Source organism: Nocardia sp., from assembly GCF_025465275.1.
In the GTDB taxonomy this organism is placed as follows: Bacteria; Actinomycetota; Actinomycetes; order Mycobacteriales; family Mycobacteriaceae; genus Nocardia.
In genome coordinates this window covers 1-14,081 of sequence record NZ_JAODNK010000153.1, presented here as the reverse complement: position 1 = coordinate 14,081, position 14,081 = coordinate 1, and the positions used below count along the sequence as shown (strand labels likewise).

Below are 14,081 nucleotides of genomic sequence, written 5' to 3'. Positions count from 1 at the left end.
GGAGCCCGAAATGACGACACAGACCACCGACGAGACCCCCGCCGACACAGCGGGTACACCGTCCAATACCGCCCCGGCCGATCGGCAAGCCGGTCGAAAGACCCTGTCGCTGCGGGTCTCCGACATGATCGGCGCGGCCGCGATCGCCGTGCTGCTGGCCGTTGCGATCACATTCGCGGTCCTCTGGCACTCGGCGAGCGGCACCCTCGCGGCCCGGGACGCCACCGCCGACGACAACCAGCACGCCGAGCGGGTAGCCACGGACTACGCGCTGGCGGCGGCGACCATCAACTACCAGGACGCCAATGCCTGGATCGCGAAGTTGAAGGACGGCACCGCCCCGCAGCTCGCCAGCAAATTCGACGCCGCCGCCCCTAAACTCACCGAAATCCTCATCCCGCTGAAGTGGACCTCGACCGCCGCCCCCCTCGCGGCGAACGTCAGCTCTCAACAGGGTGGCATCTACCACGTCGACGTCTTCCTCAACGTCACCTCCACCAACGCCCAAAACTCCACCGGCACACAGACAACCGTCACCTACAGCGTCACCCTCGACAAGAACGCGGACTGGAAGATCACCGACGTCGGCGGCATCGACGGCGCCCTCCCCACCAAGTGAGATGCGTGGCCTCGACTACCGCCAATTCGACTGCGATGGCGCAGGGGCTCCGCCGAAGCGGTGATGGTCGACGGTCAAGCCTTGGCCAGGTGCTTCGAGGTGGACGGTTAGCTGACAGCTAGCACCCGAGAGCGCCAACCCCAGACCTACGAGCCGGCGCGTGAGCCGGGTCAGGACGTCAGCTCGTTGATGGTCTATGACCAGCATTCATGAGCCCACTGAGCTGGGGTGTTAGCTGACAGCAACCCCCGTAGGGTGCGAACCTGCGACACGCGACCTGCGGTTTCTTGGTCACGCAAATATACCTGCGAATCAAAAACATTGCCTGACCTGGGCAAATGACAGGCCCGACTGTGCCCTCGGCAGGATTCGAACCTGCGACCTACCCTTTAGGAGAGGGTTGCTCTATCCCCTGAGCTACGAAGGCTGAACCGGTGGCGCGTGGCCGACCTGAACGTCGGGGAGTCTACCTGGTTGGGGCTCGGTGGACAGCATCCTCGTGTTCGGGCGGGGTCAGGGTTTGGTGGCGACGGCGATGATGTAGTCGGCCCAGGGGCCCCAGGCGAGCAGGCCGGGGCGGCTGAAGGTGGCGCGCAGGACCGGGTTGACGCGGCGCATGTCGGGATCTCGGAGGCGTTTGCTGAGGTAGGTCGCCAGGGGTGAATAGACGTCGCGGCGAATCGAATACACGCTGATGTTCTCGAAACCGGCGGCGGTGAGCGCTTTTCGGTAGCGGGGGAGGTCGTAGGCGGTGCGTTCGGCGCCGGGGCGGTCCGAGGCGCGGATCATCAGGTCGGTGACGGGGTTGGGGCGCACCGTGATGTCGGCGGTCACCAGTTTGCCGCCGGGCTGTAGGACGCGGTACGCCTCGGCGAAGAAGCGGTCGTACGAGGGGAAGTGGAAGGCCGACTCCAGGGCGGTCACCTTGGTGCAGGAGGCGTCGGCGCGGGGCAGTGCGATGGCGGAACCGTATTCGAAGCGGATCTGGCCGGCGAGGCCGAGTTCCGCGGCGCGGCGGGTGGCGATGTCGATCTGTTCGGTGGCGATATTCATGCCGATGATTTCCTTGGGGCCGAATTCGCGCGCCCACAGGAAATCCTGGTCGCCGTAACCGAATCCGACATCCAGTTGCACATCGTCAGGTCCGAGTTCGGCTTCCCGGGCGACCAGCCTTGCCAGATCGCGGCTGGCCTCGTCGAGGCTTTCGGGGTGGTCGCGCCAGTAGCCGAGATTGATGAAGAGCGAATCCTCGCCGAAGAGGTTCTGCGGGCCCACGATGTCGTAGACGCGGCCGACCCGGCGGCCGGAGGGAAGGAACGGCACCCTGGCCCATTCGAGGCATTCCCGGGCCCAGCGGGCCGTGCGGCCGGGCAGGGTTTCGACCGGTATGGCGTCGGTGGACTGCGCAGGCGAAGAAGGCAGCGTCATTGAGACCCTCCGAAAGGTCGGGTACGCCCCCGGCGTTGTCGCCTGTGTCTCAGACGATCTATTGTCGGAGTAATGACAGTCTCAGACAGTTGGGCGGGGGAGTCAAGGGTCCGCGTACACCCCCGCCGCCGCGCGCTACCGCCGTCCGGACTGCGTCTCGTCGTAGTCGGAGGGCTTGAATGTGCTTGTCTTCCAACGGAACAGGACCGTCGCACCGGGCCAGTTATTGGTGATGCGCCCGGAAGCATTGCGGTACCAGCTGGAGCAGAAGTTCCACGGAGTGTCCTTCAGGCGGCGTTGCAGCCAGTCGTCCCAGGACTGTTCGACCTCGGCCCGCGCGGACAGGAACGTCCCGGGCTTGGGCGCCAGGTACTCCACCACCTGCCGGATGTACCGGGCCTGCGACTCCAGCATGTAGATGATCGAACCCGAGCCGACATTGGTATTCGGCCCGTACATCATGAACAGATTCGGGAAGTCCGGCACCGATATGCCGAGGTATGCGCGCGCACCTTCCGCCGACCACGCATCGGCCAGCTTGCGACCGCCCACGCCGTAAATGTTCATGGGCGCAAGGAATTCCGTGCCTTTGAAGCCGGTGCCGTAGACGATCACATCCACCGGATGCTCCACACCGTCAGTGGTGCGAATGCCGGTGGGGGTGACCGCCTCGATGCCGGTGGTCTCCACGGTCACATTGGTCTGGCCGAGCGCGGGCATATATTCATTGGAGAACAAACCGCGTTTACAGCCGGCCGCGTAATCGGGAGTCAGCTTGGCGCGCAATGCCGGATCGGGCACCTGCTTCTCGCGGTGCCGATCGGCCAGTGCGATCACCGGCGTCTTCATGGCGGGTATATCGGTCAGCGCCAGCGCCAGTACCTCGAAAAGCGACCAGATGGCGAATCGCTCCGCCATACGGGTGATCGGCACGTGCTTGAACAGCGCCTTGTGTATCTCGCTGTATTCGGTGTCGAACTTGGGCAGCACCCAGGCCGCCGAACGCTGGAACAGTGTCAGATGCGCGGCCAGCGGCACGATCGCCGGAATGTATTGAATGGCAGAGGCTCCCGTGCCGATGCATGCCACACGTTTGCCGGTGAGGTCGACCGAGTGATCCCATTCGGCGGAGTGGAAGGCGGCGCCGGTGAAACTGTCGATGCCGGGCAGATTCGGCATGGCCGGGCGCGAGAGCTGCCCCACCGCCGGGATCAGGATGTCGGCGATATGGGTGACACCGTCGGTGGTGCGCACCCGCCAAATCCCGGCCTGCTCATCGAATTCCGCCTCGTCGACCTCGACGCCGAACTCGATTTTCGCCGGCAGATCATGTTTCTCCGCGACCGTGCGCATGTACTGATGAATATCGGCCTGGTGCGAGAACCGGCGCGGCCAATCGGATTTCGGCTCGAACGACCACGAGTAGAGCGGTGACGGGACATCGCAGGCCGCGCCCGGATAGGTGTTCTCGCGCCACACACCGCCCAGATCGGCCGCCTTCTCCAGAATGGTGAAGTTGGACAGCCCATGGCGCTGCAGCTCCAGCGCCATGCCGAGTCCTGCGAACCCGGCGCCGATGATCAGGATGGACGGCTCACGATTCATGATTCGACAATAGGGGCATCGTCGCTGGTCAGTAAGGCATCCGCGGACACTGAATCGGTATTTTCGGCCATCTCGGCCGGTGCGGCCGCAGGAAAGGTGGCTCGCGCCGGTGCGATTGCGGCTCACAGAAAAGTTTCTGGGACGGTGATCGCTGCCTGACCTGCGCCGCCGCGCCCCGACTGGACAGCCTGCTGTCCTACTACCTATATTCACGGAAGATCCTACTCCAATTTGCTTGTCCTGGTTAGTGATTGGCTATTCAGCGGCGCCGCAGGGGGCGTCGTTGCGACACCGGTCTTTTCCAGGACTTCGAGGCCGGCTGGTTGCCGCACAGGCGGTGGCGGGTCGGCGACAAAAACTGCGGGCGGCGAGAGTGGGGTTCGCCGCCCGCAGTTTCTTTTGCGGGCAGGTTGCCCTCAGTTGATGCCCATCCCGGCCATGTCCGAATTCAGCTATTCTGCCGAGACGTGACTCAGTTCACTCGCCAGTAGGGACATGTAGGGAGCGGTTGGGAAATGTTGAGCACCATGCAGGACGAGCAGCTGTCTCTCGCGACACTGCTGCGGTACGCCTCCACCTTTCAGGGCGACAGCACCGTGTCCACCTGGACCGGGGACGGGATTCGCACCCAGACTTACCGGGAGGTCGGCGCGGATTCGGCCCGGCTCGCCAATGCCCTGCGTGACCTGGGCATCGGCGAAGGCGACCGGGTCGGCACCTTCATGTGGAACAACAACGAGCACATGGTCGCGTACGTCGCCATCCCCGCTATGGGTGCGGTACTGCACGCCCTGAACATCCGGTTGTTCCCCGAGCAGCTGGTGTACGTGGCCAACCATGCCGAGGACCAGGTGGTCATCGTCGACGGTTCGCTGCTGCCGATGTTCGCGCAGTATTTGCCGAATTTGAAAACCGTCCGGCACGTCATCGTCGCCAATGGCGATGCCGCCGCACTCACCGCGCCCGCGGGCGTCCAGGTGCACTCCTACGCGGAACTGCTTGCGGCACAGCCGGACACCTTCGATTTCCCGATCGTGGACGAGCGTTCCGCGGCCGGTATGTGCTACACCTCGGGCACCACCGGCGACCCCAAGGGCGTCGTGTACTCGCACCGGTCCAACTACCTGCACGCCATGCAGGTCATCTCGCCCAATGGCATGGGCTTCGACAATTCCGACACCGTGCTCGCCATCGTGCCGCTGTTCCACGCCAATGCCTGGGGCATTCCGTACGCGGCGCTCATGTCGGGTGCGAATGTGCTCATGCCCGACCGGTTCCTGCAGCCCGCACCGCTGCTGGAAATGATGGCGGCGGTCAAGCCGACCTTCGCGGCGGCCGTGCCGACCATCTGGGGTGGTGTGCTGGCCGGATTGCAGGCCGCGCCGCAGGACATCTCGCATCTGCGCACCTGTGTGGTGGGTGGTGCGGCGGTCCCGCCGTCCATGATGCGGGCCTTCCAGGAGCGGCACAGTGTGACGCTGCTGCACGCCTGGGGTATGACCGAGACCTCCCCGCTGGGTTCGGTGGCGCATCCGCCCGCCGCCGCCGAGGGTGAGGAAGCGTGGGCCTACCGCTACACGCAGGGCCGGTTCCCGGCGGGCGTGCAGGCGCGTTTGGTCGCCGACGACGGGACCGTGGTGCCCAATGACGGGCAGGCGCTCGGTGAGCTGGAGGTGAAGGGGCCGTGGATCACCGGCGCGTACTACTCGCCGACCGGCGCCGAGGTCGATCCCGACAAGTTCCACGACGGCTGGCTGCGTACCGGCGATGTCGGCAAGATCAGCGCCAATGGGTATCTGACGCTGGTGGATCGGTCCAAGGACGTCATCAAGTCCGGCGGCGAATGGATCTCCTCGGTGGATCTGGAGAACGCCGTGGTGGGTCACCCCGCCGTCGCGGAGGCCGCGGTCATCGGTGTTCCGGACGAGAAGTGGGACGAGCGTCCCCTCGTCGCGGTGGTGCTGGCCGAGGGCGCCGAGGTGAAACCCGAAGAGCTGCGCGACTTCCTGTCCGACAAGTTCGCCAAGTGGCAGCTGCCGGAGCACTGGGCCTTCATCGACGAGGTGCCGAAGACCAGTGTGGGCAAGTTCGACAAGAAGCGGCTGCGGGCGCAGTACGCGGATGGTGCGCTGACGGTGACCACGCTGTCCTGACGCTCTGATGTCCGGTGCCCCGCCTCCCCGAACGGGAGGACGGGGCACTGTGCGTTGCGCAGATTGTTCCTCTGGCGTAGGTACGCCCGTACCGTTAGTTTGAGGGCGGATGCCCGCAGTGGGGTGGGCCACAGTGCTGGGGTGGATTGACGCAGCGCTGGTGTGGACGAGGAGGTCCGTGTGGAATCGGTATGCGCACAGGGAAAGCCGGCGACCGGATGTCCTGCGGGACCGGCGATCGGGGCACGCGCATGACTCTCGGACTGATTCGTTCGGTGGGGGAGCGGGCTTATCTGGAGCTCGAGTCCGCCCGGCTGTTCCTGGGTGCGGGGCTGGCGCGGATCGAATCGCCGATCGTGCTGTTGTCGGCGGCCACCGCGCTGGTTCGCTACGGCACCCTCGCGGCCGGACTACGGATGTCGGCCGCGCGGTACGGCGGCCGGACGGCGCTGATCGACGAGCTCGGCTCACTGACGTTCGCCGAGCTGGAGGACCGGTCCAATCGGCTCGCCAATGCCTGGCGCGAGGCCGGTCTGAAACCCCGTGAAGGCGTTGCCATTCTGGCGCGCAACCATCGCGGGATAGTGGATGCGATCTTCGCGGCCGCCAAGTGCGGTGCGCGCATCATTCTGCTCAATACCGATTTCGCCGGACCGCAGATTCGCGATGTGGCCACGCGGGAGGGCACCGATCTGCTCGTCTACGACGAGGAGTACGCCCACATGCTGGAAGAGGTCTCGCCGCGCCGGGGCAGCTACCTGGCGTGGACGGAGACTCCCAGCGAAGACAGCCTGGAGGCGCTCATCGCCGCCGGTTCGCCCGATGCGCCGCCGTCGCCCGGGGCCGAGCCCCGGATCATCCTGCTGACCAGCGGCACCACCGGCACGCCGAAGGGTGCGCCGCGTCCGGAGCCGAAATCCCTCGCCTCCCTGGGCGGTCTGCTCTCCAAGGTGCCGTTCCGGGCGGGTGAGGTGACCGAATGCTGCGCGCCCATGTTCCATACCCTCGGATTCGCCTGCGGCATGCTGACTCTCGGCTTCGGGTCCACCCTGGTGATCCGCCGCCGCTTCGACCCGCAGGCCGCCATCGACAGTGCGGCGCGCAACCACGCCAGCACCATGATCGTGGTGCCGGTCATGCTGGCCCGCATGGTCGACCTGGGCGGTAAGGGCGTCACGGGGCGTGACCTGTCCGCGCTGCGCATTATCTTCGTCGCGGGATCGCAGCTGGGAGCGCAGTTGTGCCGGGAGGTGACCGCTACCTTCGGTCCGGTCATCTACAACCTGTACGGCTCGACGGAAGTCGCCTACGCGACTATCGCCACGCCTGAGGATCTGGCGGTGGAACCCGGCTGCGTCGGCCGGCCCGTGCTCGGCGCGCGCGTGGAAATCCTCGATGCGGATGGAAAATCCGTGCCGGCCGGGGCAACCGGTCGTATCTTCGTCGGCAATGTCATCCAGTTCGAGGGGTACACGGGGGGTGGGCACAAGGAGATCATTCGAGGGCTCATGTCCTCGGGGGACGTCGGCCACTTCGACAGTGCCGGCAGACTTTTCATCGACGGCCGGGATGACGACATGATCGTCTCCGGTGGTGAGAACGTCTTCCCCGCGGAGGTGGAGGAGTTGCTCTACACACACTTCGCCGTCCGTGAAGTCGCCGTGATCGGCGTCCCGGATGAGCAATTCGGTTCTCGCCTCAAGGCTTTCGTCGTGGTCCACGACGGGCAAGCCTGCACCGAGGCCGAGGTGAAGGACTTCGTGAAGTCGAACCTGGCCCGGTACAAGGTCCCTCGCGAAGTGGTCTTCCTGGAGGAGCTACCCCGCAACCCCACCGGCAAGGTCCTGAAGCGAAAGCTGCAGGAAGCGTAGCGCTGTCTGGGCGATTCCCTCTCAACCTGCCAGCAGGGCCAGGAGCGCAGCGAACTCGGCCCGGGACAGGTACCCGTCCCCATCAAGGTCCGCCTCGGCAATCAACGCCGCCGCCGAGTCGTCACTGAGTTCAGGACAGGTGCGGAGTAGCGATTCCAACTCCTCGAGCTCGATCAGCTCGTTTCGATTCACATCGAACGTCTCGAAAGCCGCATCCACATCGATGATCTCGACATTCCGCCCGATCCGGGCCGCCTCGAACTCGGCCCGCGAGATCAACCAGTCCCCATCGGTATCGGCCGCCGCTACCAGCCGTCCGACCGCATCGGCGTCGATATCCAGCCCCAAAGCCTCGATCCCGGCGAGGATGTCACCGCTGGAAATCAAGCCGTCGCCATCCTGATCCCACAGGTCGAAAGTGTCGGTCGGCTCATTGCTCGCCACGGCTGCTCCTCGAATACTGTTTTCCGCTGTCCGGCTGCAGAATTGCGCACTCGGCGAGCACCGGTCAAGGCCACGCGCGAATCGGCGCGGCCGGGGGTGCCGGTCGCGCCGATTCGGTGCTGCAGTCAGCAGTTGCGTAGTTCCGGGCTCTGGTTGAGGAGCTGGGCTCGGGTGGAGGTGAAGGTGCTGTAGGTGTCGCCGCCGACTGCGGCGAGCGGGAATGCTGCCACGCGATGGCAGTTCTGGAAGGCGAGCTTTACGCCGAAATGCCGTTCCAGCCCACCGCGAATGGCGTCGGACGCCATGGCGCGCAGCAGTTGGCCGCGTGCTACTTCATCCGGGGGTGGAATGACATTGTCCGCGTATTCCTCGGCGCCGGAATGCAAGTCGGCAGCCACTCGGCTGACGACCTCGTAGGCGTAGGGCAGCGAAGTCCGAACACATTCGACGAACTCTTCGTCGCTGACTTCACCGCGTTCGGCGCGCTCGAGCAGTGCGGTGGGTACGTCGAGTGACATATCGCTCTCCTCATGGGATGGCGGATGGTGTCAGCCGATTCTAAACGAAAAACGTTGTCAACAACCCTGGATTCGAATCGAAAGTGCCCTATTCAGAGCGGTTTTCGCGTCTTCGGACAGTTGCCGCACCAACTCGCCGGCTGGTAGCTCGGCCGCCAGCGAATGTGCTTGACCTGCCCAGAGATTCACTTCGTCGGCATTGCCCGAGGCCCGGGCGGCCGCGCGCAAAGGTCCGGTGGCGTAATGAATTTCCGGGTAGGCCGCGGGTGCGTCCCGGTGATCGAGCATGAATTGGTTGCGCAATCCGCGGGCGCGGCGACCGGTGAAGGCGCGCGTGAGCATGGTCGGGGTGTCGAGGGTGACGGCATCGCGGATCAGCGGTGCGGTGCCGGCCTCGTCGGTGCGCAGGAACGCGGTGCCGATCTGCACGGCGGCGGCGCCCGCGACGAGTGCTGCCGCCACGGCCGCACCGGTGGCAATGCCGCCCGAGGCGACCAGGGGCAGGTCCACGGCGACCGTCAGCAGCTGCAGCAGGGTCAGCAGCCCGAGCGGATCGGCGGTGTCGTCCTCGGGCCGGTCGGCGAAGCTGCCGCGATGCCCGCCCGCCTCCGCGCCCTGGGCGATCAGCACATCGGCTCCGACCTCGGCGGCAATGCGCGCCTCGGCGACCGAGGTGACGGTCACCCACGCCTCCGACCCGGCCTCGTGCAGTCGCGCGATCTCCTCGGCGGAGGGACAGCCGAAGGTCACCGAAACGACCGGCACCGGATCGGTGATCAGCAGATCGAGCTTCGCGGCCCACCCATCGGTATCGAATCTTGGCTCACCGATAGGGAATTCGCGCGCGAGGAGATCAACGTAGTCGCCGAAACTGGTCACAGGACTAGGTGTGGACGGGTAAAACAGATTCACACCGAATGCCGCGGAGGTGAGGGTGCGTGTTTGCTTTATTCGCCCACCGAGATCGTCCGCGCCGAGATATCCGGCGGCAAGCATTCCCAGTCCGCCCGCGTCGGAGACCGCGGCCGTCAGTTCGGGAGTGGACGGCCCGCCCGCCATCGGGGCAAGCACGATCGGCGTATTCAGCTCATCGAGAAGCACGCCCATCAGTGTGCGCTCCCGCCCCTTATTCGTGATCCAGCGGTGGGGTGTACCACCTGGGATTTTCGAACGCAAGGTTGCGGAATGGTCACGGGCGAGTACTGTTTCCATCACAGCGATGCCGAATCGTTACCGGAACTTCGAACTCTAGGACGAGCTTTGTCGCACCACAGAGAGACCGCGAACTCCGTATCCGTTCTGGATTTGCTCGATGATTCGAGCATCCACCGTGTCGGTTCAGTCGCCCGAAAGCGACATCGGGCTGAACCTTCCACCGTCGACCGCGTCAAAGTAGCGGCCGGAGCCGCGGTTGCCGCGAGTGCCCTGATCGGCACCGCCACCCAAATGGTTCCGGCTCTCGCACATGCCGCACCGGTGGCCCCCAATCACGAGAACAAATCGGCCGTTCAGGACGCCGCTCTGCTGCGCGATGCCGCGCCGGGCGTCAAGCAGGCCGCCGAGGTCGCCGCCCCCGTCGCGGCCGATGCTCCGGCCGGCGATGCTCCTGTCGCGGCCCCGGCGCCCGCGCCCTTCGGCCTGCAGAACCTGCCGCCCGAGATCGCGAACCCGCTCGCGCAGGCCGAGGCGACGCTGAAGGATCTGCAGCAGAAGATGGCTCCCGCCGCTGCGGTGCGCCCGACCGCCGGTGTCATCAGCTCCGGTTTCGGCGCACGCTGGGGCACCATGCACTACGGCATCGACTTCGCCGATGCGATCGGCACTCCGATCCACTCCGTCATGGGTGGAACCGTCCTGGACGCGGGCCCGGCACAGGGCTTCGGCCTCTGGGTGCGTGTCAAGCAGGACGACGGCACCACCGCTGTCTACGGCCACGTGAACGATATGTATGTGACCCGCGGACAGCGCGTCAACACCGGCGACGTGATCGCGACTGTCGGAAATCGCGGTGATTCCACCGGTCCCCACCTGCATCTGGAGATCTGGGACGCCGCTGGAACCAAGGAAGATCCGCTCCCATGGCTGGTCAGCAAGGGCGTAATCATGCAGCAGCAGTGGGGTCCGGACCAGTAGAGCGTTCACCCGCCCCCGCGAACGGGCGCTTCCCGGACCGGCGCATGCCGGTGGGCGCGGTGACGACATTGGATGATCTCTTCGACCCTGCCTCGTTGCACGGCCGCACCTATGCGGTGCTCGTGCAGCATCCACGGTCGACCGCACTCGAAGTCGCCGAGCGCTTGGGCTGCCCGCCGCGCATGGCAGAGGCGGCGCTGGAGGCACTGTGTCATTTGGAGGCTGCGGTGCGGTTGACCGAAAGCACCGGCACCGTGCGCTGGGACGCGCATGCTCCGGAAGCGTTGTCGGAGGCCGAGACTCGGCGCCGCACCTCCGATGTGATGCGCATGCAGTCGGCGGCGGCGCGGCTGGGTGAGACGTTCCGCTCGGTGCGGCGCACCACCGATGCCGATGGTGCGGTGGTGGCCGTCTACGAACGTCGCCAGCTGCTCGCCGATTTCGAGGATCTGCAGCACACGGCGCACACCTGCGTGAAAGTTGTGGAGCGCGGCCCGTTCCTCTCCGATGTGGAGACCGAGGAGCGGATGTTCGAGCTCAAGTCGGCGCGCATCACCTCGGGCATCGACTACCGCACGCTGTATCAGGAGACGATCTACCAGGACGCAGAACGGCTGCGGCATGTGCTTGCCACCAATTCCGCAGGCGCACAGGCGCGTACGCTGCCGGATCCGCCGATGAAGCTGATCGTGGCCGACGACCGCCGGGCGGTACTGGTACTGCACTCCGATGAGCGGCGCGGTGATCCGATGGGTGTGCGGGTCGGCCCCTCGCCCACACTGGATCTACTGGTCAAGACCTTCGATTCGCTGTGGTCCATGGCCACGCCGATTTCGGTGAATCCGTCCGAATCCCTCGATGAACGCGATCGCGCCATCCTCACGCTCATGAGCATGGGTGCGACCGACGACACCATCGCGCGCCGGCTGGGGTTGTCCCGGCGGACCGTGGTGCGGCGTACCGCGAGCCTGCTGGAGCGGCTCGGTGCGAGCACCCGATTCCAGGCCGGGGTGCAGGCCACCCGACGTGGGTGGCTGTAATCGCCTGTGGTGCAAATCACAAGCCTGCAACGAAGGTGCCTGGTCACCGATACTCTCTGAGCTCGAGCCGTCATCGCGGCACCGCGCGCCCGATATGATTGCTCAGTCCGCCAGCGTGGTTCGACCACCGTTGTTTGTGGGTTGGCCGAAGGTCTTCGGCATGCGGACCAGCTAGACCCGAGAGGTGAATGCACTCGAATGGATACTGCCCGCCGTACAGCTCGCGGTAATCGTCGGCGTCGGTCCGGCAGCCCCCTTTTCGGGCAGCTTCTCACCGCCGCGGTCGAGTCCGCGGCCGATGCGATTGCCGTCCGGTTCAATCCGACCGGTGACTCGGCTGATCAGCGTGAGATCAGCTACCGCGACCTGGATGCACGATCGTCCCAGCTGGCGCGGGAACTGATCGGGCGCGGGGTCGGCCCCGGCGATATGGTCGCCATCGGCATCACTCGATCCATCGAATCGGTGCTGGCAGTGTGGGCCGTCGCCAAGACCGGTGCGGCGTACGTCCCCGTCGATCCCGCCTATCCGCCGGATCGCATCGAACATCTGCTGACCGATTCGGGCGCGGTGCTCGGGCTGACCACGCGGGAGTATCGCGCAGCGCTCGGGACCTCGACCTACTGGATCGAATTGGACGATCCGGTGTGGACGCAGCGGATCGAAGCGCATCCCGCGCACCCCATTTCCTATGCGGACCGGGTGCGGTCGCTGACCGAACAGCATCCGGCCTATGTCATCTATACGTCCGGTTCGACCGGAAAGCCCAAGGGCGTTGTGGTCACCCACACCGGTCTTGCCGGACTGGCCGCCGCGGAGCGCGAGCACTACGGCGTCACCTCGGATTCGCGTGTGCTGCACGTGTGTTCGCCCAGCTTCGATGTGTCGGTGCTGGAGTTGCTGCTGGCTTTCACGGCGGGCGCCACCCTGGTGGTCGCCCCGGCCGGTGTGTTCGGCGGCGTGGAGCTGGCGGAGCTGCTCGGCCGCGAACGTGTCACCCATGTGCTGATCACGCCGGGTGCGCTGGAGTCGGTGGATGCGTCCGGGCTGGACGAGCTGAGCACCGTGGTGGTCGCCGGCGATAAGTTCGGGCCGGAGCTGGTCGGTCGCTGGGCGACCGGCAGCCGCTCCTTCTACAACGGGTACGGGCCCACCGAGGCGACGATTCTCGCGACCAGCAGTGCACCGCTGCTGCCGGGCGAGGGCATCACCATCGGTTCGGCGGTGCCGGGTGTCGGTGCGTACGTGCTGGATTCGCGGCTGCGGCCGGTGCCGGACGGCGTCGTGGGTGAGCTGTATCTGTCGGGGCCCGCGCTGGCGCAGGGCTACAACCAGCGGCCGGGGCTGACCGCGGAACGCTTCGTGGCCAGTCCTTTCGGCGACGCGACGGGTACGCCGGGCGCGCGGCTGTATCGCACCGGTGACCTGGTGAAGCGCACATCCGCCGCGGGCGGCGAATCGGATGCCGGCGGTGTCATCGAGTACCTGGGCCGCTCCGATTTCCAGGTGAAGATTCGCGGTCTGCGCATCGAGCTCGGCGAGATCGACAATGCGCTGACCACGCACGCCGATGTGGATTACGCTGCGACGCTGGGCAAGACGCTGCCGTCGGGTGTGACCGCGCTGGTCTCCTATGTATTGCCGCGTCCCGGAACCACTCTCGATACCGCCGAGCTGGCGAGCTTCATCGGTGAATCGCTGCCCGCGTACATGGTGCCCACCGCCATCGTGGTGCTGGACGAGATTCCGCTGACCCCGGTCGGCAAGCTGGATCGTGCCGCGCTGCCGGAGCCGGTGTTCGCGGCCCGGGAGTTCCGGGCGCCGTCCACTCCGGCCGAAGAGGCTGTGGCACAGGTCTTCGCGACCCTGTTGATTCCGGACAACCCGGAGGCGCGGGTCGGCGCGGACGACGATTTCTTCGAACTCGGCGGCAATTCGCTGCTCGCGGCGCAGGCCGCGGCGCGCATCGGCACCGCGCTGGGTACCCGGGTGCCCGTGCACGTGCTGTTCGAGGCCTCGACGGTAGCGGCGCTGGCGGCGCAACTCGACGGTGGCGCGGCTCCGGTCGCCGGTGCGGCGCTGGGTTCGCTGCCGCGGCCGGAACGCATTCCGCTGTCGTTCGCGCAGCAGCGCATGTGGTTCCTGAATCGTTTCGATCCGGGCAGTGCGGTGGACAATATTCCGCTGGCGGTGCGGTTGAGCGGTGCCATCGATGTGGAGGCGCTGCGCGCGGCGGCCCGGGATCTGGTTGCGCGGCACGAGGTATTGCG

11 protein-coding genes and 1 tRNA gene are annotated in these 14,081 nt (G+C 66.0%); 6 read left to right on the top strand and 6 right to left on the bottom strand.

Annotated features, from left to right (window positions below; genetic code table 11):
* Positions 1-10 precede the first annotated feature (10 nt).
* Positions 11-619: a hypothetical protein gene (locus JWN03_RS32425; RefSeq protein ID WP_297622955.1), complete on the top strand. Its 609-nt coding sequence runs from the start codon at positions 11-13 to the stop codon at positions 617-619.
* Positions 620-973: 354 nt separating this feature from the next.
* On the opposite strand, the gene JWN03_RS32420 is transcribed toward JWN03_RS32425, so the two are convergent.
* The 3 genes from JWN03_RS32420 to JWN03_RS32410 form a co-directional block, all read right to left on the bottom strand.
* A tRNA-Arg gene (locus JWN03_RS32420) sits at positions 974-1,046 on the bottom strand.
* 86 nt (positions 1,047-1,132) lie between these two features.
* Positions 1,133-2,047: a methyltransferase domain-containing protein gene (locus JWN03_RS32415; protein ID WP_297622953.1), complete on the bottom strand. Its 915-nt coding sequence runs from the start codon at positions 2,045-2,047 to the stop codon at positions 1,133-1,135.
* Between the two features lie 135 nt (positions 2,048-2,182).
* On the bottom strand, positions 2,183-3,652 hold the full coding sequence (locus JWN03_RS32410) for a flavin-containing monooxygenase (protein ID WP_297622952.1): 1,470 nt from the start codon (positions 3,650-3,652) through the stop codon (positions 2,183-2,185).
* A 515-nt stretch (positions 3,653-4,167) separates the two neighbouring features.
* Here JWN03_RS32410 and JWN03_RS32405 point away from each other — a divergent pair.
* On the top strand, positions 4,168-5,805 hold the full coding sequence (locus JWN03_RS32405; RefSeq protein WP_297622950.1) for a long-chain fatty acid--CoA ligase: 1,638 nt from the start codon (positions 4,168-4,170) through the stop codon (positions 5,803-5,805).
* A gap of 191 nt (positions 5,806-5,996) precedes the next feature.
* The gene (locus JWN03_RS32400; protein WP_297622948.1) at positions 5,997-7,676 is read left to right on the top strand and encodes an acyl-CoA synthetase; all 1,680 of its coding nucleotides are present in this window, start codon (positions 5,997-5,999) and stop codon (positions 7,674-7,676) included.
* A gap of 21 nt (positions 7,677-7,697) precedes the next feature.
* Here the strand turns inward: JWN03_RS32400 and JWN03_RS32395 are convergent, their stop codons facing one another.
* From JWN03_RS32395 to JWN03_RS32385, 3 genes are all read right to left on the bottom strand, one after another.
* Positions 7,698-8,120 (bottom strand): EF-hand domain-containing protein, encoded by a 423-nt coding sequence (locus JWN03_RS32395; protein ID WP_297622947.1) that lies wholly within the window; start codon positions 8,118-8,120, stop codon positions 7,698-7,700.
* A gap of 125 nt (positions 8,121-8,245) precedes the next feature.
* Positions 8,246-8,638, bottom strand: coding sequence for an SCO5389 family protein (locus tag JWN03_RS32390; protein WP_297622945.1), 393 nt, complete (start codon positions 8,636-8,638; stop codon positions 8,246-8,248).
* 57 nt (positions 8,639-8,695) lie between these two features.
* On the bottom strand, positions 8,696-9,745 hold the full coding sequence (locus JWN03_RS32385; protein WP_297622943.1) for a nitronate monooxygenase: 1,050 nt from the start codon (positions 9,743-9,745) through the stop codon (positions 8,696-8,698).
* A gap of 339 nt (positions 9,746-10,084) precedes the next feature.
* Between JWN03_RS32385 and JWN03_RS32380 the strand changes: the two genes are divergently transcribed.
* The 3 genes from JWN03_RS32380 to JWN03_RS32370 all read left to right on the top strand — a co-directional run.
* Positions 10,085-10,771 (top strand): M23 family metallopeptidase, encoded by a 687-nt coding sequence (locus tag JWN03_RS32380; RefSeq protein WP_297622941.1) that lies wholly within the window; start codon positions 10,085-10,087, stop codon positions 10,769-10,771.
* A gap of 59 nt (positions 10,772-10,830) precedes the next feature.
* Positions 10,831-11,811, top strand: coding sequence for a helix-turn-helix transcriptional regulator (locus JWN03_RS32375; RefSeq protein WP_297622939.1), 981 nt, complete (start codon positions 10,831-10,833; stop codon positions 11,809-11,811).
* A gap of 198 nt (positions 11,812-12,009) precedes the next feature.
* On the top strand, positions 12,010-14,081 hold a 2,072-nt coding region (locus JWN03_RS32370; protein ID WP_297622937.1), incomplete at its 3' end, for a non-ribosomal peptide synthetase.

What these genes read in the sequence shown, in the direction of transcription:
- JWN03_RS32390 (WP_297622945.1), bottom strand. Translation starts at nt 8,638, where the DNA reads ATGTCACTCGACGTACCCACCGCACTGCTCGAGCGCGCCGAACGCGGT.
- JWN03_RS32405 (WP_297622950.1), top strand. Translation starts at nt 4,168, where the DNA reads ATGTTGAGCACCATGCAGGACGAGCAGCTGTCTCTCGCGACACTGCTG.
- JWN03_RS32385 (WP_297622943.1), bottom strand. Translation starts at nt 9,745, where the DNA reads ATGGGCGTGCTTCTCGATGAGCTGAATACGCCGATCGTGCTTGCCCCG.
- JWN03_RS32380 (WP_297622941.1), top strand. Translation starts at nt 10,085, where the DNA reads ATGGTTCCGGCTCTCGCACATGCCGCACCGGTGGCCCCCAATCACGAG.
- JWN03_RS32415 (WP_297622953.1), bottom strand. Translation starts at nt 2,047, where the DNA reads ATGACGCTGCCTTCTTCGCCTGCGCAGTCCACCGACGCCATACCGGTC.
- JWN03_RS32425 (WP_297622955.1), top strand. Translation starts at nt 11, where the DNA reads ATGACGACACAGACCACCGACGAGACCCCCGCCGACACAGCGGGTACA.
- JWN03_RS32410 (WP_297622952.1), bottom strand. Translation starts at nt 3,652, where the DNA reads ATGAATCGTGAGCCGTCCATCCTGATCATCGGCGCCGGGTTCGCAGGA.
- JWN03_RS32400 (WP_297622948.1), top strand. Translation starts at nt 5,997, where the DNA reads ATGCGCACAGGGAAAGCCGGCGACCGGATGTCCTGCGGGACCGGCGAT.